General features: G+C 58.4%; 23 protein-coding genes and 2 pseudogenes. 15 read left to right on the forward strand and 10 right to left on the reverse strand.

What is annotated here, in order from left to right; genetic code table 11:
- The first annotated feature begins 30 nt into the window (after window positions 1–30).
- Complete coding sequence (locus ACIP66_RS06780; protein WP_053121944.1) at window positions 31–678, forward strand: carboxymuconolactone decarboxylase family protein; 648 nt, start codon at window positions 31–33, stop codon at window positions 676–678.
- Window positions 679–940: 262 nt separating this feature from the next.
- Here ACIP66_RS06780 and ACIP66_RS06785 read toward each other — a convergent pair whose 3' ends face one another.
- On the reverse strand, window positions 941–1921 hold the full coding sequence (locus ACIP66_RS06785; RefSeq protein ID WP_400646499.1) for a diaminopimelate epimerase: 981 nt from the start codon (window positions 1919–1921) through the stop codon (window positions 941–943).
- Between the two features lie 240 nt (window positions 1922–2161).
- On the opposite strand from ACIP66_RS06785, the gene ACIP66_RS06790 reads away from it, so the two are divergent.
- Window positions 2162–3313, forward strand: coding sequence for an MFS transporter (locus ACIP66_RS06790; protein ID WP_400646502.1), 1152 nt, complete (start codon window positions 2162–2164; stop codon window positions 3311–3313).
- 156 nt (window positions 3314–3469) lie between these two features.
- On the opposite strand, the pseudogene ACIP66_RS06795 reads toward ACIP66_RS06790, so the two are convergent.
- The 4 genes and pseudogenes from ACIP66_RS06795 to ACIP66_RS06810 form a co-directional block, all read right to left on the reverse strand.
- Window positions 3470–5895 (reverse strand): annotated as a pseudogene (locus ACIP66_RS06795) (TonB-dependent siderophore receptor).
- Window positions 5896–5993: 98 nt separating this feature from the next.
- Entirely contained in the window at window positions 5994–6977 is a 984-nt protein-coding gene (locus ACIP66_RS06800; protein WP_212545667.1) for a FecR family protein, read from the reverse strand.
- 88 nt (window positions 6978–7065) lie between these two features.
- The gene (locus ACIP66_RS06805) at window positions 7066–7557 is read right to left on the reverse strand and encodes a sigma-70 family RNA polymerase sigma factor (protein ID WP_212545666.1); all 492 of its coding nucleotides are present in this window, start codon (window positions 7555–7557) and stop codon (window positions 7066–7068) included.
- A 183-nt stretch (window positions 7558–7740) separates the two neighbouring features.
- A complete protein-coding gene (locus ACIP66_RS06810) occupies window positions 7741–8868 on the reverse strand; it encodes an MFS transporter (protein WP_400646506.1) in 1128 nt (375 codons plus the stop codon).
- A gap of 98 nt (window positions 8869–8966) precedes the next feature.
- Between ACIP66_RS06810 and ACIP66_RS06815 the strand changes: the two genes are divergently transcribed.
- The 3 genes from ACIP66_RS06815 to ACIP66_RS06825 all read left to right on the forward strand — a co-directional run bounded on the left by ACIP66_RS06815 (window position 8967) and on the right by ACIP66_RS06825 (window position 12529).
- Window positions 8967–9731, forward strand: coding sequence for an AraC family transcriptional regulator (locus ACIP66_RS06815; RefSeq protein WP_400646509.1), 765 nt, complete (start codon window positions 8967–8969; stop codon window positions 9729–9731).
- A gap of 96 nt (window positions 9732–9827) precedes the next feature.
- Complete coding sequence (locus ACIP66_RS06820; protein ID WP_212551130.1) at window positions 9828–10937, forward strand: HlyD family secretion protein; 1110 nt, start codon at window positions 9828–9830, stop codon at window positions 10935–10937.
- Complete coding sequence (locus ACIP66_RS06825; protein ID WP_282358515.1) at window positions 10934–12529, forward strand: DHA2 family efflux MFS transporter permease subunit; 1596 nt, start codon at window positions 10934–10936, stop codon at window positions 12527–12529. Before ACIP66_RS06820 ends, ACIP66_RS06825 begins: the two co-directional genes overlap by 4 nt.
- Window positions 12530–12652: 123 nt before the next feature.
- Here ACIP66_RS06825 and ACIP66_RS06830 read toward each other — a convergent pair whose 3' ends face one another.
- A complete protein-coding gene (locus tag ACIP66_RS06830; protein ID WP_053121963.1) occupies window positions 12653–13093 on the reverse strand; it encodes a carboxymuconolactone decarboxylase family protein in 441 nt (146 codons plus the stop codon).
- Window positions 13094–13280: 187 nt separating this feature from the next.
- Here ACIP66_RS06830 and ACIP66_RS06835 point away from each other — a divergent pair, with 187 nt between their 5' ends.
- On the forward strand, window positions 13281–13580 hold the full coding sequence (locus ACIP66_RS06835) for a hypothetical protein (protein ID WP_159815834.1): 300 nt from the start codon (window positions 13281–13283) through the stop codon (window positions 13578–13580).
- Between the two features lie 167 nt (window positions 13581–13747).
- Here the strand turns inward: ACIP66_RS06835 and ACIP66_RS06840 are convergent, their stop codons facing one another.
- Both ACIP66_RS06840 and ACIP66_RS06845 read right to left on the reverse strand, forming a co-directional pair.
- The gene (locus ACIP66_RS06840) at window positions 13748–15316 is read right to left on the reverse strand and encodes a diguanylate cyclase (protein ID WP_159815489.1); all 1569 of its coding nucleotides are present in this window, start codon (window positions 15314–15316) and stop codon (window positions 13748–13750) included.
- Window positions 15317–15628: 312 nt separating this feature from the next.
- Entirely contained in the window at window positions 15629–16294 is a 666-nt protein-coding gene (locus tag ACIP66_RS06845) for a ribonuclease T2 (protein WP_400646514.1), read from the reverse strand.
- A 165-nt stretch (window positions 16295–16459) separates the two neighbouring features.
- On the opposite strand from ACIP66_RS06845, the gene ACIP66_RS06850 reads away from it, so the two are divergent.
- The 6 genes and pseudogenes from ACIP66_RS06850 to ACIP66_RS06875 all read left to right on the forward strand — a co-directional run bounded on the left by ACIP66_RS06850 (window position 16460) and on the right by ACIP66_RS06875 (window position 19887).
- A complete protein-coding gene (locus ACIP66_RS06850) occupies window positions 16460–16933 on the forward strand; it encodes a hypothetical protein (protein WP_400646517.1) in 474 nt (157 codons plus the stop codon).
- Window positions 16934–17075: 142 nt separating this feature from the next.
- Window positions 17076–17804, forward strand: coding sequence for a SinI family restriction endonuclease (locus tag ACIP66_RS06855; RefSeq protein ID WP_400646520.1), 729 nt, complete (start codon window positions 17076–17078; stop codon window positions 17802–17804).
- A 24-nt stretch (window positions 17805–17828) separates the two neighbouring features.
- Window positions 17829–17939 (forward strand): annotated as a pseudogene (locus tag ACIP66_RS06860) (copper resistance protein CopB); the annotation flags it as partial.
- A gap of 169 nt (window positions 17940–18108) precedes the next feature.
- Window positions 18109–18546, forward strand: a complete 438-nt coding sequence (locus tag ACIP66_RS06865) for a hypothetical protein (protein WP_400646523.1) — start codon at window positions 18109–18111, stop codon at window positions 18544–18546.
- Window positions 18547–18574: 28 nt separating this feature from the next.
- On the forward strand, window positions 18575–19012 hold the full coding sequence (locus ACIP66_RS06870) for a PaaI family thioesterase (protein WP_400646526.1): 438 nt from the start codon (window positions 18575–18577) through the stop codon (window positions 19010–19012).
- A gap of 80 nt (window positions 19013–19092) precedes the next feature.
- Complete coding sequence (locus ACIP66_RS06875; RefSeq protein ID WP_400646529.1) at window positions 19093–19887, forward strand: transporter substrate-binding domain-containing protein; 795 nt, start codon at window positions 19093–19095, stop codon at window positions 19885–19887.
- 265 nt (window positions 19888–20152) lie between these two features.
- On the opposite strand, the gene ACIP66_RS06880 is transcribed toward ACIP66_RS06875, so the two are convergent.
- Entirely contained in the window at window positions 20153–20368 is a 216-nt protein-coding gene (locus tag ACIP66_RS06880; protein ID WP_082341465.1) for a hypothetical protein, read from the reverse strand.
- A gap of 136 nt (window positions 20369–20504) precedes the next feature.
- Here ACIP66_RS06880 and pseH point away from each other — a divergent pair, with 136 nt between their 5' ends.
- Window positions 20505–21056: a UDP-4-amino-4,6-dideoxy-N-acetyl-beta-L-altrosamine N-acetyltransferase gene (gene pseH, locus ACIP66_RS06885; RefSeq protein WP_400646532.1), complete on the forward strand. Its 552-nt coding sequence runs from the start codon at window positions 20505–20507 to the stop codon at window positions 21054–21056.
- Between the two features lie 16 nt (window positions 21057–21072).
- Complete coding sequence (locus ACIP66_RS06890) at window positions 21073–21441, forward strand: hypothetical protein (RefSeq protein ID WP_400646535.1); 369 nt, start codon at window positions 21073–21075, stop codon at window positions 21439–21441.
- A gap of 44 nt (window positions 21442–21485) precedes the next feature.
- Here the strand turns inward: ACIP66_RS06890 and ACIP66_RS06895 are convergent, their stop codons facing one another.
- Window positions 21486–21848: a DUF6124 family protein gene (locus ACIP66_RS06895; RefSeq protein WP_400646538.1), complete on the reverse strand. Its 363-nt coding sequence runs from the start codon at window positions 21846–21848 to the stop codon at window positions 21486–21488.
- 629 nt (window positions 21849–22477) lie between these two features.
- On the opposite strand from ACIP66_RS06895, the gene ACIP66_RS06900 reads away from it, so the two are divergent.
- Window positions 22478–22792: a thioredoxin family protein gene (locus ACIP66_RS06900; protein WP_400646541.1), complete on the forward strand. Its 315-nt coding sequence runs from the start codon at window positions 22478–22480 to the stop codon at window positions 22790–22792.
- Window positions 22793–22900: the final 108 nt, after the last annotated feature.

The following is a 22900-nucleotide window of genomic DNA, read 5'->3' on the forward strand; positions in this document are numbered from 1 at the left end:
CGCCATCCTCATTTTCTTGAGGATTTCCCAATGAACCACACCCCCTCGCCCATGGCCTCGCTGTACCACGAAGGCCGACAGACGTTTACCGAACTTGTACCCGACGGCGGCGCTCGGCTCGATGCGCTGTTTCACACCGTGCCCGCGCTGGGTGAATTGGCGGTTGGCGTGGTCTATGGGCATTTGCACGCGCGCCCGGGCCTCGATCCGCGCCTGCGCGAAGCGGTGTCGTTCGCCGCCATCGTTGCGTCGGGCATGGTCGGCCCGCCATTGAGTGTGCATCTGAAGACAGGGCTGGCCTCGGGTTTGGCCCCCGGTGAAATGACTGAGGTGCTGTTGCAGGCCTCGGCATTCGCGGGGTTTCCGCGGGCGGTGAGCGCGGCGGAACAACTCAATCGGCTGTTCGACGAGTCTGGGTTGGCATCACCGCCGGCACCGACACCCCGTGAAATCGCGTTGGAATTCTGTGAGCAAGTGCGCGGCGGGCACGCGCCGATGCCGGTCAGTGCAGCGGTGAAACGCCTGTTGAAACATGCGCGGCAGCTGGCATTGCAGGCCAGTTCGGCGCACGCGGTGATTGTTGAATGTTTCGAGGATGAGCCGTCGCCCCGCGCATTGCTGCGGTTGGAGGTGCAGGGTGAGCAGGTGGTGTCGGTGACGTTGTTCAAGGCCCACTGACGAGGTGTCCTGGCGGGCCCCATCGCTGGCAAGCCAGGCTCCCACAGGGTTTGGAGGTGAACACTAAAACTCGGTACACCAATAATCCACTGTAGGAGTGAGCCTGCTCGCGATAGCGGACTACCATTCAAATCATATGTTGCCTGACTCACCGCAATCGCGAGCAGGCTCACTCCTACAATGGTTCAGAGGTGCACACAAATAATGTGTTCAGCACAAAACCCTGTGGGAGCCTGGCTTGCCAGCGATGGCGGTTTCGAGTTCAGCCGATCAACCGCGCCGTACCAAACAATCTGACGCGCACCTGCTCGCCGTCGATTGCTTCCAGCAAAATGGGTGCCGTGCCGCCGGGCATGACCACCTGCACTTCTCCTGCTTCAACCCAACCCACCCGCCATGCCGCACACGCCACCGCACTGGCACTGGTGCCTGATGACGCCGTCGGCCCTTCGCCACGTTCGAAGACGCGCGCGACGATGCGTTGCTCGGAATCGCGTGCCGCCCATTGCAGATTGACGCCCGCCGGACACGGGTCGCCAACGCCGGTCGGCATGGCGTAGGCGATCTGGGTCAGGCCTTCATTCAGTGGCGACTCACGCATCTGTTCGTTACTCGGCAACGCCGACTTGTCGCCAAGCAGCGTCACGCAATGTGGATTGCCGATGCGCACAAATTGGCTGTGCTCCCAGGTCGGATCAAGTGCCGCCAATGGCTGAATTCTGCTGACCTCCTGGCCATTGAAATCAACACTTTCAACGCCCTGCGCCCCCACCGCGCACGGCCCGAAATCCGCTTGACCGAGATCGAGCCAGAAGCCTCGCACACCTTCGACTTCGGCAGGCTTCACCGACGTTTCCACCGCGTCGCCTTTGTCGTGATGAACGCGCAACAACGCGCCCTCCTCCGGCAGCAATCCGTGCTCGGTCAGCGCTTTGGAGAAAATCGTCAAACCGTTGCCACTGCGCTCGGCGAGGGTGCCGTCGGTGTTGACGATCAGCACATCGAACGGCGGCGAGGTCTGGAACGGGCCGATCAGCAGGCCGTCACTGCGGTGGGATTTGCTGTTGGCTGGGCGCTGGCCATCGGGCCAGTCGCAGCAGCGTTTGATAGCGGCCTCAGTCCAGGACTGGCGCAAGGATGCGCATTCGGCAGCGCTGGCAGGCAGATCAATGCCCGCCTCGCGCAAGGCTTGCGGCGAAACCACACCGTAGATATTGCCCCGCGCATCATAAAACTGCGTCATCACTCGTAATCCCCGCAACCGAAAAAACCCACTGTAAACCGCAATCCACTGTAGGAGCTGCGGCACGCTGCGATCTTTTGATTCTGATTTTGAAAAACAAAGATCAAAAGATCGCAGCGTGCCGCAGCTCCTACAGGAGAAGGTAGGATGTCGTCTGTACTTCCTCGGATGACTGGCGATCGAACCTCGACGCCGTATCACTGTCCTTCGGGGACGCGAAGTTTTTTGCCAAGGATCGATATGACCAGCCTCAACGCCCAAGCCACCTTCGTCCCCGGACGCCTGCAACAGATGTCCACGCGCATCGCCTTTTTCATCGCCGGGCTCGGCATCGCGGCGTGGGCGCCGTTGGTGCCGTACGCCAAGGCGCGCGCCGGACTGGATGAGGGCACGTTGGGTTTGCTGTTGTTGTGTCTGGGCGTCGGCTCGATTCTGGCAATGCCGCTGGCGGGGATTCTCGCTACACGCTTCGGCTGTCGGCGCGTGGCCACGGGCGGCACGTTGTTGATTTGCGCGGCGTTGCCGTTACTGGCGACGGTGTCATCGATCCCTGCGCTGGTCGCCACGTTGTTCATGTTCGGCGCCGGCCTAGGCACGGTGGATTCGACGGTCAATCTGCAAGCGGTGATCGTCGAGCGCGCCAGCGGCAAGAACATGATGTCGGGCTTTCACGGCTTGTTCAGCCTCGGCGGGATCGTCGGTGCGGCGGGCGTCAGCGCCCTGCTCGGCCTCGGCCTGACGCCGCTCGCCGCGATGCTGGTGGTGGTCGTGGCGCTGATCGCGGCGCTGTGCAAATGCGTGCCGCACATGCTGCCTTACGGCAGTGAAAGCTCGGGCCCGGCATTCGCCATCCCCCACGGCATCGTGCTGTTTATCGGCGGGATGTGCTTCATCGTCTTCCTCACCGAAGGCGCGGCGCTGGACTGGAGCGCGGTGTTCCTGGCGCAGGAACGCGGGATCGACACGGCCTATGCCGGATTGGGTTATGCAGCGTTTGCGTTGACCATGACGGCGGGACGCTTGATGGGTGACCGGATTGTGCGGATCGTCGGCGCCACGCGGATCATTCTGTTTGGCGGGCTGCTGGCGGCAGGCGGTTTGTTTCTGGCGACGTTCGCACCGAGCTGGGAAGCGGCATTGGTCGGGTATGCGCTGGTCGGCGCCGGTTGCTCGAACATCGTGCCGGTGCTGTACACGGCGGTGGGCAAACAGACGGTGATGCCGGAAAGCATCGCGGTGCCGGCGATTACCACGTTGGGCTATGCGGGGATTTTGGCGGGGCCGGCGGTGATTGGCTTTGTCGCGCACGCCAGCAGTTTGAGCTTTGCCTTTGGGCTGATGGCGGTGCTGTTGGTGGCCGTCGCGATTGGCGGGAAAGTCTTGAAAGTCTGAAGCAAAAGATCGCAGCCTGCGGCCGCTCCTACATGAGATCGTTCCCACGCTCTGCGTGGGAATGCCTCAATGGACGCTCCGCGTCCGCTTTTGGACGCAGAGCGTCCCGGGCTGCATTCCCACGCGGAGCGTGGGAACGATCAGTTATCTTATGCTTTAAAACCCAACGCTGGCCTGCACAAAGAACGTCCTTGGCGCGCCCACATACATCCCCGAATTATTATCGCTGGAACGGGTGAAGTACTGCTTGTCGAAGATATTCTTCACTCCCGCGCCCAACTTCAAATTCGACACCTGCGGCCCGAAGTCATAGCCGCCACGCACGTTCCAGGTCACGTAACCCGGAATGTCGCCGTACTGCCCGTCCGCCGTGCCTTCGGTGATGTAGTTGCCGTTGAAGCTGCCATCGGCGTTGACACCGGTACCCGGCGAACGCTGTTTCGACTGGGCAAAGCCGTCGATGTTGTACGTCCAGCGGTTGATGTCGTAACGCAAACCTACCGTCGCCACCTGACGCGAATAGAACGGCAGATCACGGCCCTTGAAGCCCGGAATCTCGCCTTCATACGTAGCGCGGGTGTAAGTGAAACCGGCGTTGGCGGTCAAACCATCAAGACGCGGATCCAGCGCCGCCATGTCGTAATGCACCGACGCTTCAAGTCCCTGGTGCTTGGTCGCGCCCAGGTTGGTCCAGCCGACATCGTTGCTGATGTATTGCAGTTCGTCATCGAAGTCGATGTAGAACAGCGTCACTTCACCGCCCCACACGTCATCGTTGTAGCGTGTGCCGATTTCGTAGGTCTTGGCCTTTTCCGGCTCCAGACCGTTGGCGGTCTGATCACCCGAACCGCCCTGCCCCAGCTGAAAATACTGCAGGCTGCCAAACGACGTTTCGTAATTGGCGAACAGTTTCCACGCGTCCGACAGGTGATACATCACGCTCAGCGCCGGCAGCGGTTCGTTGCTTTCGATGCTGCGGTTTTTCTCCGGTACGCGTTTGCCAGCGGTGTCGAGCACGGCGCGATCATGCCAGTCAGTGCTGATGTGTTCGAAGCGAATACCCGGCGTGATCGTCCAGTTGCCGACGTCGATTTTGTTATCGACGTAGACCGAGTTGGCCTCGGTGCCGCCGGTGCGATCCTGGAACACATGACCGTCAGACGTCGGCGTTACGACAGGCTGATTGTTGACCAGCGCCAGACGACTCGATTGCTCGTGCATCGCCTCTTTCAAATAGCGATAACCGACGCTGACTTCCTGGCTGGTCGGGCCGACATCGAAGACCCGCGATACCCGTGGTTCGATGCCCAGCGTGTAGTAGGAACGCGGGTACGAGCTGAGGGTTTTCTGGTCGCGGGCGGCGATGGTGCTGCCGCGAAAACTGTCGGTGTAATAGGTCAGCACTTCAGCCTGGGTGCGCTCGTCAATCTGGCGAATCCACTTGAACGACACGTCTTTGCGGCGACCACTGAATTGGTCGTAGTCACGCACCGAGTCGTACGGTTTGTCGTCGTACTGCTTTTGCGTCAGACCGCCGGGCATGTCGGCGCTGGCGTCGTAGTAGTGAAAGTTGAGGCTGAAGTCGTCCTGATCGGTCGGCGCCCAGTGAGTCTTGAGCAGCACGTCGTCGATGTCGTTGCCGTTGTTGCGCTCGCGGTAACCGTTGCCATTGACGCCGAATACAACAACGCCACGCCCATGCCGTTGTCGGCCGTGCCGCCGAGGAACGCGGTGTCGATGTGTTTCCAGCCGCCGTACTGGGTGGTTTCCAGGGTGGTGCCGATTTCACCGGTGGCTTTTTCCGGGATCGCGCGGGTGACGAAGTTGATCACGCCGCCGACGTTTTGCGGCCCATAACGCACGGAACCGGCACCACGAACCACGTCGATGCTGTCGAGGTTGCCTGAGGAAATCGGTGCCATCGACAGTTGTGGTTGGCCATACGGCGCAAACGCCGCCGGCACGCCGTCGATCAACACCGTGGAGCGCGGCGACAGGCGCGACGTCAGACCACGCACGCCAACGTTCAACGAAATATCGCTGCCGCCGGTGCCGTTGGAATCCTGCACCTGCACGCCCGGCACACGCTTGAGCACGTCACTGACGTTCATCGCCCCTTGCTCGACCATGGCTTCGCGGCGAATCACCGTGCGTGCGCCGGGGTGGTTTTGCACCACGGCGGCGTCGGCATCACCGAGCCAGTCGCCGACCACTTTGATGTCGGTCACGCCCAGTTCGAGCGGGCCGTTGGTCGCAGCGGAAGTCGCAGCGGGCGACAGCGTTACCGAGCCTTCGTTGATCTGATAATCCAGACCGCTGCCTTGCAGCAACTGACGCAGCGCCTGCTCCGGGGAGATGTCGCCATCGACGGCCGGGGCTTGTTTGCCGGCGACCAGATCAGGGCTGAAAAACACTTGCAGCGAGGTTTGCTGGCCCAGTTCGCTCAGCGCCTGACCCAATGGCTGGGCGCGGATATGAATCGCTTCACTCGCAAACGCCAGCGGCATCGCAGCGTTGACCGCGAGCGCGAGGGCCAGCGGCAACCAAGGGGATTTTTTATTGTGGGCAGTGGTGGTTTTCACGTCGAACGTAGTCCTGTGGATCGCAAGAGTGTGCGGCTGTTAATGCAAACCAGTTGCAGTTGAACAGGAAGACGATGAACTCGAAAAAAACCTGAATTTTATTTTGAAATTATTTCCTGACTGCCATCCGCATGGGTGCGAACGGCCACTGGCAGGATGCTCGGCAAGGCTTTGAGCAAGGCTTCGGTGTTGTCGGATTTGAACACACTGGTCAGGCGCAGACTGGCCACCGCAGGGTTGCTGACGGTCAGCGGCTTCTCGCGATAACGCGACACTTCCGCGGCCACTTCGCTGAGGCTGGCGTTGTTGAACACCAGTTTGCCGCTGCGCCAAGCGGTGAGTTCTGCTGGGTTGACCGCATAGGCGGCAGCGACTTTGCCTTGGGCATCGACGTAGGTACCGAGGCCTGCGGTCAGGCTGATGAAGTCGTTGTCCGGCGCATTGTGGCCCTGCACTTTCACCGTGCCCTGCTCCACCGCCACGCGGGTTTGCGTGACGTCGCGGCGCACATCGAAACGGGTGCCGGTGACCGTGACCTTGCCGCTGCCGGCCTCGACCACGAACGGTCGCGAGGTATCGTGCTCGACGCTGAACATCGCCTCGCCTTCGCTCAATTCGATCAACCGCCGATCGTTTTCGAAGCGCACCTGCAAGCGGCTACGGCTGTTCAGATCGATCACCGAACCGTCCGGCAGCGCTACGTGTTTGCGCTCGCCCAACGCGGTGCTGAATTCGGCGCTGTAACCGCCCGGATGATTCAAACCGCTGAACAGACCGAGGCCGAGCGCCACTGCCACCACACTCGCGGCCACGGCATAACGTAACAACGGACGTCGTTCGCGGCGCGTCGGTGGAGTTTCAACCAAAGCTTTGAGGCGTGGCGCCGGCAGTAGATCAGCGGCCGTCCACAGCCCCTGAAGCAACTGGAATTCGTCACGGTGCTGCGGATGCTCATTCAGCCAGGCATCGAAGCGCTGCTGCTCGTCGGCACTGACCACCGGCTCCTGCAAACGCACAAACCAGCGCGCCGCATCATCGCGCACCGTTGTTTGCCCGCACGCGCAATCACGAGTATCCATCATGGAATGTCCTGTTTGGCCGGGAATATAAAGACACACAGCCCCCTGTAGGAGCTGCCGAAGGCTGCGATCTTTTCAACGACACACACCATCACGACTGCAACCCGTCCAGGCGATCACGCAAATGCCGCAGGGTGCGGATCATATACTTTTCGACCATGTTCTTGGACAGGCCCAGGCGTTCGGCGATTTCCGCCTGGGTCAGGCCTTCGATCTTCTGCCAGACGAAAATCTTCCGGCAATTGACCGGCAGCTCGCTCAGCGCCCGCTCGATGGAGTCGGCCAGTTGGATCGCATGCATGTAATGCTCCGGGTCGCCGGACGACGACGCACTGTGATCGATCGCCTCCGACTCCATGGCACCCCGCCGATCCTCACGCCGATAACCGTCGACCGCGATGTTGCGTGCGGTCTGATGCAAATACGCCCGAGGCTGCTGCACCGCCGCCGAATCGGATTCGAGCACCCGCACAAAGGTATCGTGCGCCAGATCCTCGGCCTGCGCGCGATTGCGCAGGCGACGAGTCCAGGTGCCGATCAACTCTTCGTAATGCTCGAAAAAGCCGGGTCTGCGGGGACGCATGGGGGTATGGGCGGCGTGCTGAGAAAGGGGCGTGAATAGTAATGCTTCCTATTAACCCCGGCAAATTATTCCGTTGCCTGCGTACATTCCCCCTGTAGGAGCTGCCGAAGGCTGCGATCTTTTGATCTTGCTTTAAAAGACAAAATCAAAAGATCGCAGCCTTCGGCAGCTCCTACAAAGTGATCATTTAGCGGCTGACTTTATTGTCAGGAGCAACGCCAGGGCGCTGCACACGATCAAGGTTTCGCCAAGCGCCTGCGACCAACCGGCAAGCATCAGCCCCGCGCCAATCAACAGGTAATAGAACAGCCCCAAAAACGCCCCGGCGGTACCCAATCGATCCGAATAATCGACCAGCGCCATCCCCAGAATATTCGGGATCGCCATACCGAACGCCAGCACGATCAACAACATCGGCAGCACAAACGCCGCACTGTCCTGCAACCACCAAACGCCCAGACCACCGAGTAAACCGCTGACAGCCGCGAGGCGAATCAACTGCATCGCTGCGACCCCGGCCTTTAACAAACGCTTGTTGAACCACGCGCCAAACCCCGAGCCCAGCGCGAAGATCACGCCGCTGTAGCCGAACAACGTGTCACTCAAGCCCAGCCGCTGAAACTGGAACGGCGCGAGGCTGTAGTAGCTGAACAGGGCGACATTGAACGAGGCGATCCACAACGCCGAACGCCAGATACCCAGGTCACGCAACATGCGCCCAAGGGTTTCAAACAGACTCACCGGCGGCAGTTGCTCCGGCCGGGTTTCCGGCAGGGTGTACATACTCCACAGCAAGAGCAGCACGGCAAGCACTAGCAAAGCGCCGAGCACACCGCGATAACCAAAGGCTTGCACCAGACTGGCACCGCTGAACAAACCGATCGCCGGACTGGCCGCCAGCGCGATGCCCATTATTGAAAAAACCTGCGCGAGTTCCGCGCCCTTGAAGCGGTCGCGCAATACGGTTTGCGTCACCACCGAGCCGACCGCCGCACCAAACGCCGCCACCGCCTGAACCGCTAACAACCCGGTAAAACTGCCAACCCGCAAACCGATCACCGTCGCCAATGCATAAATCGCCAGCCCTGCAAGCATCGTCGGACGCCGGCCAATGCGATCGCACAACCGCCCCCACACCACCACGCCCACGGCAAACGCGAGGAAATACACCGATAAAGTTTGCGCCGCCGCTTCGGGGCCGACGTCAAACACCCGACCGATATCGCCCAGCGCCGGGCTGTACAGGGTTTGCGCGATCTGCGGAAACATCAGCAGCGCGATCGCCAGCAGCAACAGATTTCTGTTGTTCATCCTTCATGACTCCTCAAGTAAACCGCAGAGGAGTTTAAGAAGCGGCGACTGGCGTATTATCCGAATCCTGCCAACTTATCGCTGAAATCGGACAACCCATGGCCTGGCTCGATGCCGACGCAACGTTTGATGCTGACAGTTACCCCGCGCCGGTGATCGGCATCGCCGCGACCCTGGGTGATCACGATTCCGGCCTGCATCAACATCAACGCGGGCAACTTCTATTCACCCGTCAGGGTTGCACGCGCATCACCCTCGCCCAGCAATTGTGCCTGTTGCCACCGTCGCGGGCGGCGTGGATTCCGCCGGGCGTGAGTCATCGCGCGGTGATGCAGCACAGTGTCGATTACCGTTCGATCTACCTGACTGCCGAACTGTGCGCCGAGCTGCCGCAGCAAGTCTGCGTGATCGAAGTCAGCCCACTGCTGCGCGCCGTGCTGGAACCGATCGCGACAGCGGATTTCGATACCGATTGGCGACAGGGCAAGTTCGCCCATTTACTTGGTCTGTGCCTGAGCGAAATCGCCGAAGCGGCGCAGCAACCGATGTTGTTGCCGCTGCCTCGGGACAAGCGTCTGGCGCCGCTGCTGACTACGCCGGAACGATTACCCCCGGAGATGCAAACGCTCGAACAACAGATCGGCGCCAGCAGCCGCACGATCGGGCGGATCTTCCAGCGCGAAACCGGCATGAGCTATCAACAATGGCGTCAGCAATGGCGGTTGATGCGCGCCATGGAATTGCTCGCCACCGGGCGCAGCCTCAGCTATTGCGGGTTCGAACTGGGTTTCGCCAGCGACAGCGCGTTTATCGCTTTCTTCAAATCAATGACCGGCAGCACGCCCGGACACTGGCTCAAATAAACAACTGACGATCGGCATCAGAAATAAATTGCCAGCAAATATTACCTACGTCATATTACGGCCGTAATAACGAACCATTTGCGCAGGTATTCCGCCATGACCAGCATGCCCACCCTCGAACCTGTTGCGGTGAAGGCCAAGCCTCCCCTGCTTAAACGCGTGCTGCTTGCGGGCGTCGGTTTACTCGCGCTGATTTTCGCCGGCGTGTACGCCGTGCATTGGTGGGGCGCCGGGCGATTTCTTGAAGAAACCGACGATGCCTACATCGGTGGCGACGTCACGGTGATCGGGCCGAAAGTCGCCGGTTACATCGACGAAGTGCTGGTCAGCGACAACCAGCACGTCAAGGCCGGCGATGTGCTGATCCGTCTCGACGCGCGCGACTACCGCGCCAATCTGGCGAAAACCGAAGGCGCGGTCGCCGCTGAAGAAGCGCTGCTGGCCAACCTCGACGCCACTGAACAATTGCAGCAAGCAGTGATCGGCCAGGCCCGCGCCGGCATCGATGCGGCGGGCGCCGAAACCGCGCGTTCGCGTGACGACAACGCCCGCTACAAACGTTTGGTGACGACCAATGCCGTGTCGGTCGAAAGTGCGCAACGCGCCGATGCCACCTTCAAAACCGCGCAAGCCTTGAGCGCCCGCGCCCAGGCCGAACTGCTCGCCGCGCAACGCCAACTCGCGGTGATCGATACGCAAAAACAACAGGCCCGCGCCGCCCTCCAGCAAGCCCGCGCCGAGCGCGATCTGGCGCAGTTGAACCTCGGCTATACCGAACTGCGCGCGCCGGTGGATGGCGTGATCGGCAACCGCCGCGCACGGGTCGGAGCCTACGCGCAGGCGGGCTCGCAACAGTTGTCGGTGGTGCCGGCGAGCGGCTTGTGGGTCGATGCCAATTTCAAGGAAGACCAATTGGCACGGATGAAACCCGGCCAACGCGTGAGCATTCGTGCCGACGTGCTTTCGGGCCAGGAATTCCACGGTCGTCTCGACAGCCTCGCCCCCGCCACCGGCTCGCAGTTCAGCGTGCTGCCACCGGAAAACGCCACCGGCAACTTCACCAAAATCGTTCAGCGTGTGCCGGTGCGCATCCTCCTCGACCCGGCGGACGGCGTGCTCGGCCACCTGCGCCCGGGGCTGTCAGTGACCGCCGAAGTCGACACCCGCGCCCAACCTGAAACCAGCGCCGTGGCCGTCGCGCCATGAGCGCCGCCACCCTCGCCGCCCCTGCGCAACCGTTCAACGCGGCGGACATGGCCACCGCGACCAAGGTATTCGCCTTCGCGACGATGTGCATCGGAATGTTTATCGCGTTGCTCGACATCCAGATCGTCTCCGCGTCGTTGCGCGATATTGGCGGTGGATTGTCCGCCGGCACCGATGAAACCGCGTGGGTGCAGACCAGTTATTTGATCGCCGAAATCATCGTGATTCCCTTATCGGGCTGGCTGTCGCGCGTGTTCTCGACGCGGTGGTTGTTCTGCGCGTCGGCAGTCGGTTTCACCCTCGCCAGTCTGCTCTGCGGCATCGCCTGGAACATCCAGAGCATGATCGCTTTTCGCGCCCTGCAAGGGTTTCTCGGCGGCTCGATGATTCCGCTGGTGTTCACCACCGCGTTCTTTTTCTTCACCGGCAAACAGCGGGTGATTGCAGCGGCAACTATTGGCGCGGTCGCCTCATTGGCGCCAACCATGGGCCCGGTGATTGGCGGCTGGATCACCGATATTTCGTCGTGGCACTGGCTGTTCTACATCAACCTGGTACCGGGGATTTTCGTCGCCGTGGCGGTGCCGATGCTGGTGAAAATCGATCAGCCGGAATTGTCGCTGCTCAAGGGCGCGGACTATCTGAGCATGGTCTTTCTCGCGCTGTTTCTCGGCTGCCTCGAATACACCCTCGAAGAAGGCCCGCGCTGGAACTGGTTCAGCGACCAGACGATTCTGACCACGGCGTGGATCAGCGGGCTCGCCGGACTGGCCTTCATTGGGCGCACGTTGCACGTGGCCAATCCGATCGTTGATCTGCGCGCCTTGAAGGATCGCAATTTCGCCCTCGGCTGCTTCTTTTCCTTTGTCACCGGCATCGGCCTGTTCGCGACGATTTACCTGACGCCGTTGTTTCTCGGCCGGGTGCGCGGCTACAGCGCGCTGGACATTGGTCTGGCGGTTTTCTCCACTGGCGTGTTCCAGATCATGGCAATTCCGCTGTACGCCTTTCTCGCCAATCGCGTCGATCTGCGCTGGATCATGATGGTCGGTCTGGGCTTGTTTGCGGTGTCGATGTGGGAATTCAGCCCGATCACCCACGACTGGGGCGCGGGGCAATTGATGCTGCCGCAAGCATTGCGCGGAATTGCTCAGCAACTGGCGGTGCCGCCGGCGGTGACATTGACTTTGGGAGGGTTGGCGCCAGCACGCTTGAAGCATGCGTCGGGCCTGTTCAACCTGATGCGCAATCTCGGTGGGGCGATTGGGATTGCGGCGTGCGCGACCATCCTTAATGACCGTACCAACCTGCATTTCACGCGGTTGGCCGAGCATCTGAACAGCAGCAATGAGGCGATGAATCAGTGGCTGGCGCAGGTCGGCGGCAACTTCGCCACGCTGGGCCAGAGCGGTGACGTCGGCGTCACCGCCAGCCTGCGCCAGTTGTGGTTGCTGACGTACCGCGAGGCGCAAACGCAAACCTACGGCGACACCTTCCTGATGATCATGGTCTGCTTCGTCATCGCCACGGCAATGGTGCCCTTGATGCGCAAGGTACAGCCACCGGCCGCGCCGAGTGCGGATGGGCATTGACCCCGATATCACCACACTCCCGTGTAGGAGCTGCCGAAGGCTGCGATCTTTTGATCTTGTCTTTTAAAAGCAAAGTCAAAAGATCGCAGCCTTCGGCAGCTCCTACAGGGGATTGTGGGCAGTTTAGGCTTGCGGGGTTTTGCGGAAGCCTACGGCCAGGCGATTCCAGCTGTTGATGGTGCTGATTGCCACGGTCAGGTCGACCAGTTCTTTCGGGGTGAACTGCGCCGCGACCACTTCGTAATCTTCATCCGGTGCATGGGTCAGGCTCAGTTGGGTCAGCGATTCAGTCCACAGCAGCGCGGCGCGTTCGCGGTCGCTGAAGAACGGCGCTTCACGCCAAGCAGTCACGGCGAACAGACGACGCGGGGTTTCGCCGCCCTTGATGGCATCGGCGGTGTGCATGTCGATGCAGAAGGCGCAGCCGTTGATTTGCGAAGCGCGCAGCTTGACCAGTTCAACCAGGGTCTTTTCCAGTGGCAGTTTGGACACGGCGGTTTCCAGGGCGATCATCGCTTTCAGGGCGTCCGGGGAAGCGGTGTAGAAATCGGTACGAGCTTTCATGGTGAGTATCCGGGGGCGAGTGAATGTGTGACTACGTTAGTCCCGGCGCGGGGTTCGGCAAATAGCCAATATTCCAGAAGAACAGTAGGCCACTTGGCCACGCCGTCGACCGCTGGTCAGCCGACCGGCACCAACACTTCAGCGCGTCAGACCAATATCAGGTAAATCCCCTTTTTGGAGACGTACCATGAAGACGCGCACTTTCACTTCATTAATGCTCGCCGGCCTGCTCGCCACGGCCTCGGCCGCCAGCTTCGCGGCGAACGATGGCGCTGACGCCACTGGCACCAAATCCGGCGCCACCAGCGGCTCGACCATGCCACCGGATAACACACCGGGCGCGCCTTCTGGCGGCAACGGTTCCGACGGCGCAGGTTCGGGCACTGGCACCAATGGCGGTTCCAGCGGTTCGGGTTCAGGCGCGGGCGGCGGCACCGGTTCGGCCGGCGGCGGGACTGGCGGTGCGGGCGGTGGCACAGGCGGCTGAACGAACAAGAGCCATCCGTGGTGATCAACCCATCACCCAATCAACGCAACACCCCTGTGGGAGCGAGCCTGCTCGCGAAGGCGTCGTGTCTGATAAACAATTTTTACCTGACACACCGCTTTCGCGAGCAAGCTCGCTCCCACAGGGGTTTTGTGTTGGATTCTGGGTTAGCGATCGGAGCGCATGAGTTCGGTGATTCCGCCGTCCAGCGATAACACCGCCGCGCGATTGCGCCCGGCATTTTTCGCTTGATACAACGCCGCATCAGCGCGGTGGATGAACGTTTCCAGACTGTCATTGCCGCTAGGAATAAACGCATAGCAACCCAGGCTCACCGTCAGATACCCGGTGGGCGAGCCGCTGTGGATGATGTGTTTATCGATCACGCTGCGGCGAATCTGCCCGGCAATCGCCAATGCGCCGTTGATGTCAGTATCCGGCAGCAACACCGCAAACTCTTCACCGCCGTAACGCACCGCCAGATCCGCCTTGCGCTGACAACAAGTCTTGACCACTTGCGCCACCTGCATCAGGCAATGATCACCGGCGACATGGCCGTAAGCATCGTTGTAACGCTTGAAGAAATCGATATCGAGCATGATCAGGCTCACCGGACTCACCTGCCGCGCGCCACGGGCAAATTCAATTTCCAGCGAACGTTCGAACAAGCGCCGATTGGCCAGTCCGGTCAGGCTGTCGTGGGTCGCGATCTGCTCCAGCGCTAGCTGAGCCCTGCGCAGATTCTTCTCGATGCGCTCGCCATTGCGCACTTGATGAATGAACACCCATCCAAACAGTCCGACGCCCAGAATCACCAGCGCAATGATCACGCTGGACTGAAACGCGCGCTCGTACCAACCCTTGAGAATCGTGTCGCGCGACGACGCCGCCGCGACCACCAATGGATACGACCCCAGTTGCCGATAGCCATACAAACGCACGACGTCATCGACCACCGACCTGATCATCGCCGTGCCGGACTGGGCTTCCGGCAGCAACTTCTGATAAATCCGCCCTTGCGCCAGCGACGTACCAATGAGGTTTTCTTCAAACGGTCGACGCGCCAACAGCGTGCCATCCGTCAGGCCGAGGAACATGATGCCGTTGTCGTCGAGGCTGAAGCTTTTGAAGAACTGATCGAAGTACGCCATCTTGATCCCGGCCATCAGCACGCCCTGAAAATTGCCGGCGTGGTCATTGACGCGCTTGGAGATCGGGATGATCCATTCGCCGTTCTCACGGCTGCGAATCGCCGGGCCGATGTGCGCCAGCGTCGATTCATTTTGCTGATGAAACTTGAAGTAATCGCGATCGGCCACGCCGTTGCCACGGGGCAAATCGGCGAACGAAGTGATGATCCACTGGCCCTGTTTGTCGAAGAAAAAGATACCGTGCAACTGCTCCATCTGCTGCACGCGCCGGGCGAAGGTTTTCTGCAAACGCGGCTTCTGCGTCGCGCCGTAACCGTCGTCCTCAATCCAGTCGACCAGACTGGTCATCACCAGATCGGCGGAGTGAAACGTGTCCTCGGCCTGTTGCGCCATCGCCCGGGTCAGGTTGCTCGATGCCACTTTCGCCACGGCCAGATCCTGACGCCGCGACTGCTCCAGTTGCAGGTAGAGCAAGCCGAACAGACACAGGCACACCGCAACGATAAACAGCACAGCCGCTTTACGCAGTGGCAGGCGCTTCAGCGCGCCGGGAGCCTGTTGCGGATCGTGAATGGGAATAGGCAAAAGCGTGTCCTGGGCAGGTACGACAAGGGCGTAGGCCCGAAACCCTTACGGTCTGAGCGTAGTCCACCGGGGTGCTCGGGGCAAACGCCACGATCCCGCCCCGTTGTATCGGCGCGCCGCGAATTAGGATGATCGCTGTTGGCAGATTTATTTTCGATTGCTTCTTTACGGTTAATCCATTCTGAAGTGCCAGACATCACACAAATCCCCGTGGCGAGGGGATTTATCCCCGATGGGCTGCGCAGCGGCCCCAAAAAATCTCATGAGCGCTGAGCACTCAAGCAGGAGCAAGCGCCCTCACCACAGATGGCCTCAACGCTTCGGCGGCACCCGAATATCCCCCTTCCGACACTGCGTCCTCACCCCCTTGCCACACGCCGCAAAGCGCAAATCCTTATCCAGACAAACACGCACCTCCGACAACTCCGGCCCGCTGCAAATCACCGCAATGCCATCCGCCGGAATCTTCGGATTACTTTTACGGAACAGATCAGCAATTTCCTGCGCCTTGAAGTAATAAGAGTCGCCAAACGGCTGCAACTGCTCAGGGATGTTCACCGCCGCCAGCGCTTTGTCCGTCGCATCCAAGTAGCCCGAGGCACCGAGCCCGCTGCACGTGCCGTGCTTGCGCCATTCGTGATAAAGCAATTTCTGCGTTGGGAACAACGTCAGGCCTTTGCTACGTTGTTCAGCCGAAAGCTTGCTTAACGGCGGACACGATTGCGGCCAGCCGCCCTGCGCATACTGTGGCCACAAACCGTGCAAAACAAAGCCATAACCCTTGCCCGAACACTGCGCGTCATCCTTGTGCGTCAGGCAAAACGTCGGCGACCACGACAGCGTCAGCAAGTAATAATCGAACGCCCCCGCCACTGCTTCCGGCCGCTCCTTGTGGCTCGGCGACTGACGTGACGAGATCAGCCCGATGCTACCGGCCGTCAGCACGATCAGCGCGAAAATTGTAAACAGCTTTTTCATGTACCCGCTCCCTGAGACGCCTGCGCCCGTGGTTTTCGATGCTGACCTGACGTGATTTGTAATGAATGAGGCACGCTGACAGCGCCGGCGCATGACGCAAGGCAAGGCCGTACGCCGCTGCAAGGTCTACGATTAACAGGCAGACATCAAACCAAGGGAACCGAAATGAGTAAAGCAGACGAACTCGCCGCGAAGCTCAAGCAAACCCGGCACACCCAAGCGGATGCGACGCTGGAGATCGATTGCTGGGCCAAACAAGTGGACAGCCTGTACCACCGCATCGAGGCGTGGTTGCAGCCCGTGGCGGAAGTCGGATTGAAGATCCGGCGCAACCCGACCCACGTGTGTGAAACGTCGCCGGATGGCGAAAGTCATGATTACGCGGTGGATCAATTGGTGATCGAAGGTAATGAGCACAGCCTTACGTTTGATCCGATTGCGCGGTTTACCGAGGACGGTGCGGGTCGCGTCGAGATCCACACCTCAGGCGATGAGCTTGCCTTGCTGAGAACCGTGGATGAACACCAGATGACACATTGGTGGTTACAGACCATCGATCGATCCGGGCCGCAGCAGGATGCAGTGGCTTTGACTGAGTCGGGGTTGCTGGGGGTTGTGCAGGCGGGGTTGAAGATCTGAAAAAAATTTGTGCGCAGCACGTTGCGTCGCGCGAAGCTGCGCACAAAAAATTCGCTATAGGTTCGGCCCCTTTCAAGCTCACTGATGAAAACAATGGCATCATGATGGCCACCCATTCATAAGTGAAAAAGGCACAGGGATTGTGAACATCCATATTCCAAACGATCCAGAACAAACTGCCCACGTAGCCATCGCACATTACAATCCGAGACTGGGCGAAAAGTTCGCACACCTCATTCGTTTTTTGAACTTACACCCTGAGTCAGGTCCACAGCGCAAGGGTTCAGCATTTCCAGTGGGTAGCGTCCACTATATCGAACTGCTGGCGAAAAGATTCGCGGATGGCAGGCGCGGTAGAAAGCCAAAGGAACCTAAAACAGTTCCGGACAACATGGTCTCCGTAGTCCTGCAAGACTATTTCGGCTGCGCTCCGGCTGACCTCAAAAGAATCCAAAAAGAACATCGTCTGTCTATGGGGGCAGAAAATATCATCGGTGATTTGTTAGAACGGTATCTGGCGGACGTCTTGGAACCGAAGGGATGGGTGTGGTGTTCGGGTTCGACCGCCAAAGCGATTGACTTCATCAAGCCTCCAACGACGTCAGACAACATCTGGACGACATTGCAGGTCAAAAACCGGAGCAACACTGAGAACTCCTCTTCGATCACTGTGCGTAATGGCACGAGTATCAAACACTGGCACCGGACGTTCTCGAATAAGGAAGAAACCAACTGGGCAGCTTTCCCAGACGCCGAGCTCGCGCCTTTATTGAGTGAGAACGGTTTTAAACTGTTCGTCAGGCACTATCTGTTCCAAGCCAAAACTGCGCCTACACCGGTCTCACCCAATCAAACTGAGTTGTCTTGGTAAACCCAAACTGACAAGCAACTGTCGACCGACACCGACCGCGCCGCTGTATTCACCAGCCCCGGTGGCCATCAGTTACAGTGCGATCGAAGCTACTTCCTTGCCGAGAAACTCCAATGGCAGGACGCCGATGTTGGCCTCGTGATTGGCGTGCGGATGTGGTCTTAAATGCCTTTCAAACCTATGGACAAACAACCACCTGTTACTTCTGACAGTAGACAGCCTTCCGATAAAAAAACTAGGTTAGAGCCCTTCTCCGCGATGCAGTGAATCGCCCATCCGTCCCGAGTGGATTGGAGGCATGAACATGAATGTGCTCACCTGGTTTGCGTTGATCTGTTACGGATTGGCTTTTCTTGGCGTACTGATACTCGCCGCTGCTTACCTTGTGCGATCAGAGTTCATGCCCTATCACAGCGTAGCGGTCGCTCGACCTTGGCAAGATGTCGACCCTGCAATGCAAATCCTGCTGATGGCGCTGATCCGAGTGGTCGGGGCTACCAATTTCGCGCTAGGGGTATCGGGAATACTGATGCTGTACCTATTGTTTTCGCAGCAATGGGGTTTTCCACAGTTACTTGCCTTTCAAGTTTTCTGCTTGATTGCCGTCGTACCACCGCTCGCAGTCACCCTCTATGTGCGAAAAAAAACCAAGGCCCCCACACCGGTGTTGAGTGTCTGCTTGATCGGGTTGCTGACCCTCGCCGGTTTTGCGTTCGCAGTGTTATCTGGCCAATATTTATAAACCTCGGCCCCCTGAGAGGCTACTCGATATGAATACCGATGCCCTGTTCTGGAAAGTCACTAACGGTGAGTTGCCAACGCCTGACGCCGCCAAGTTATTGGGCTGGACATTCATCGATTACGACGAGGAAAAAAGCGAGGCGCACATTGTTTTTGAAGCCAGTGCTTCACTCACCAATCTCATGGGCAATATTCAAGGCGGGATGCTTGCAGCGATGCTTGACGACTGCATGGGGCCAGCGCTCTATGCGTGCCTGGCAGCAAATCAGATTGCGGTCACCGTCGAATCGAAAACCAACTACATCAATCCGGCATTACCAGGGCGAATTTTTGGCACTGGGCGCATTGAGCACCTCAAGCGTGAAATCTGTTTTACCTCGGGCCAACTGAGTGACGCGTCAGGCAACGTCCTGGCTACGGCAACGGCAACTTTTCGAATCAGTGACCACTCGTTTAGCAGGGTCTAGGATTGCGGATCCATAGTGTGATCGTGTTTAACTGAACGCCATCATTCACGGATCAACCCATTCATAGAAGCCCGGTAAATATGCACAACTCCAAAAAATCAGTATTGCTCGGCACCCTCCTGTCTCTCGCTTTCGGTGCTCAGGCAAACGAGGCAAACGAGCCAAGCTCACACCTCGATACCGTCCAGCAACAAGGCCAGTTACGCGTCTGCACCACCGGCGACTACAAGCCCTACACCTTCAAACGCCCAGACGGCGAATTCGAAGGCATCGACATCGCCATGGCCCGCTCGCTGGCCGACAGCCTCGGGGTCAAAGTCGAATGGGTGCAGACCACCTGGAAAACCCTGATGCCCGACATGCAGGCCGGCAAATGCGACATCGGCATGGGCGGCATTTCGGTAACGCTTGAGCGGCAGAAAAAAGCCTACTTCAGCAACACCCTCGACACCGACGGCAAGATCCCGTTGGTGCGCTGCGCGGAGGTGAGCAAGTACCAAACGGTCGAACAGATCAACCAGCCCAACGTGCGCCTCGTCGAACCCGCCGGCGGCACCAACGAAGCCTTCGTCCACGCCTTCCTGCCCAAGGCGCAACTGGCGTTGCACGACAACGTGACGATCTTCCAGCAACTGCTCGACAACAAGGCCGACGTGATGATCACCGACGCCTCGGAAGCGCTGTATCAGCAGAAACTCAAACCGGGGCTGTGCGCGGTGAACCCGCATCAATATATGCAGTACGGCGAGAAGGCTTATTTACTGCCGCGCGATGACATCAGCTGGAAACAGTATGTCGATCAATGGCTGCACCTGAGCAAAGCCACCGGCAAATACCAGCAAACCCTGAGCGAATGGATTGCCGTACCGCAATGATTATGGATGCCTGACACTAACCCTGTGCCTCACACATGATCTTGTGTCTTACACATAAAATTCTGTGTGTCACACAAAATCCTGTGTCCCACACAAAATCCTGTGTCTCACACAAAATCCTGTGTCTCACTCAAAACCCTGTGGCGAGGGGATTTATCCCCGATGGGTCGCGAAGCGGCCCCTGCTTCTTATGTCAAAGAAGTCTGGGACTGCCTTGCAGTCCATCGGGGATAAATCCCCTCACCACAAGTTATATGTTCCCCCATCAATCCTCATGCAACATCCCGGAACTGTACTGATTCAAACTACTGCCAATACTGTTCCCGCCAAACTTCAACGTCGTCGCATTATTGCGCCCATCCGGCGACTGACAATCAGTAGAAAAACAACTGGTCGTGGTCAACCCACCCGCCCCCGAACAAGCACTCAGAACCGACACAACAGCGGCAACCAACAGCACTTTGGCAACATTCAGGCGCATGGCACGATTCCCCTCGGGATGAAAAACGACGATCTTGTGCCAACATCCTAGGCCCGCCCCGCACGCGCTTACATGAAACTTTGCCGATCGACAGCAGCGGTTCAGAATCAACCCTCCGCCCGACAAGGACATCCCCATGCAATTCCTCCCCCTCACCGACGCCAGCCCCGCCATTCAGGCCCACGTCCGCACCCTGCGCAACCAGCCGGACGTGCGCAAATACATGTACACCTCGCACGAAATCAGCGAACAGGAACATGCGAACTGGCTCGCCTCCTTAAAGGGAAACGCGCGGCAGCAAGTGTTTGTGGTGATCAAGGATGAGCAAGCGGTCGGGGTTGTTTCGTTGAACGCGATCAACGTTCTGCAGAAAACGGCGGATTGGGCGTTTTATCTGGATGTTGGTTTGCAGGGTAAGGGGCTGGGCAGTGTGGTCGAGTTCTGGATGCTGGATTACGCGTTTGGCGCGGCGGGGCTGGAGAAGCTGAATTGCGAAGTGCTGGCGATGAATACGGCGGTGGTGAAGATGCATCAGAAGTTCGGCTTTGAGGTGGAAGGTGTTCGGCGACAGAACATCCTGCGCGATGGCGCTCGGATCGACGTTGTCCTGCTGGGAATCACCAAAGAGGAATGGCAAAACAAGCGTCCAGCGCTGGCGCCGGTGATCGACCGAATCAGCGCCGTTTAACGCCGGGAGCCGGATTTTGAAACGTGAACTGAGCCCGGACGATCTATACAAAATCAGAGAGGCGTTGTCGTGGATCTTTGTCGACACCGCAGTTGAATTTGCCTACATCGCCAGACAAGTCGAAGGCTACGATCCGGAACAGATCAGAGAGATTTTATATTCGGAAGTTGCCGTCGTCTGCGCCGGGAACCTGGAATGCGTACTTCCGCCAATCTGGACAGGTTTCGAACCCGACTCGTTAAACCGGGACATCGAACAGATGCTGCTCGCAAACAAGAACAGCTGGATTCGGCGACAACTGCATAAGTTGCACACCGCCCGGTTGCGATATAGCTATAGAGAAGCCTGGGAAGATCTTTCCGCTCACCTCAAACAATCGGACTGACTCCCTCTGTGGCACCGGAGCCCCGTCGCCACAGAGGGATGTGCTTACACCTTCACTTCAACGTTATCCAACGCCTGATTCACCGCCAACTCCCCCAACATCACCACCTGCGCAATACCCAGCGCGGTTTTGCGATGCGAGGAACCTAGCGCAGCGGCAAAGTTGATGAGCATTTCCGAGGCTGAGCCCAACGTTTCACTGGCGTTCGCCAACAGGGACTCGGTGTCGTACTTCGGATTGGCGAGGTACATGCGCTCAGGTTGGTTGGTACTGGCCATGATGCGGTCGGCGGGCAACAGATAATGATCAAGCGCGCGTTCGGCGGCTTCGTGGAGTTTTTTTGAATCGAGGGATTCGTAGGGGGATGCGGGATCGGTTGGGGGTGGATTTGGTGTTGGTTTGAACATGGTGAAACTCCTGACGGATAAACGAAAAGGAGCCATCACTCTCGCTACCAAACGAGGGGTGGAGGCCATACGCAGGTTGGTAGACCGGTCGTCAGGAACCCCGGCGCATCCAAGGATGCCCCGCGCATGACCACCATAAAACGAAGACGAGAAACGCCCTCGCAAGACAGTAGTCTTGTGCTTCTGACGGAGACGGGCTACCAAACCCGATCACTGGTTTTCAGTGACGTTGGGACGATAGAGCGTGCGGTCTAGAAGCACAAGCCGGCGGATTCTGTCTTACGTGTAGGGGATGGCGCAAGGGGTTGTAGGCAAAAACTAATGATATAAGACATCATTAAACGACAGTGAAATTCGCGGTTTAACCCATAACCAGGCTTCGCCATTAATTTGCAGGAAAAGAACCACTCGATAAAATAGCCCACTCTCCGTCTATTCTGTTTCGGCACAGGTCGCGATTATAAAATCTCGCCCCCTCCTCGCCAAAATTGAATAACCATTACTCCTAATAAATATAAAAAACTGTAATTTCTGACAGTTGCTCACCCGTCTCTAAAAACAAATAATTGCCACCACTCCAAAAAAACAACTGCTACAGCTCGCTACTTGACAGCCAATGAGAGAACATAATGAGCATTTATTGCGACGATGAAAGTTTTTCCGCCAAAGTTCTAAACTCTACTACGCCTGTACTCGTCTTTTTCACTGCTGACTGGTGTGGCCCCTGCAAGCTGATCGCCCCGAAGCTTCATCAGCTTGAAGATTTTTACACTGCTCGCTTTGAACTTTGCAAGGTAGATGTTGACATAAGTCAGGATATTGCAGCGCAGTATTCAATCACGACCATGCCAACAGTTATTCTATTCAAGAATGGCAATGCCATGACGAGAATAGAAGGTCCAGATATAGAAAAAATCGAATCAACACTCGCGGCAAATCTCTAATGTTCGGACGCTCTGAAACGAACTTCAAAACTTAACGACACTTACATGCCTCTTAGAGATTTACGCTCCACGCTTTTATTTCACTCATAAACCCCGACAACCGAAAAC

This window comes from Pseudomonas sp. NPDC088429 (genome assembly GCF_044753305.1).
In the GTDB taxonomy this organism is placed as follows: Bacteria; Pseudomonadota; Gammaproteobacteria; order Pseudomonadales; family Pseudomonadaceae; genus Aquipseudomonas; species Aquipseudomonas rustica.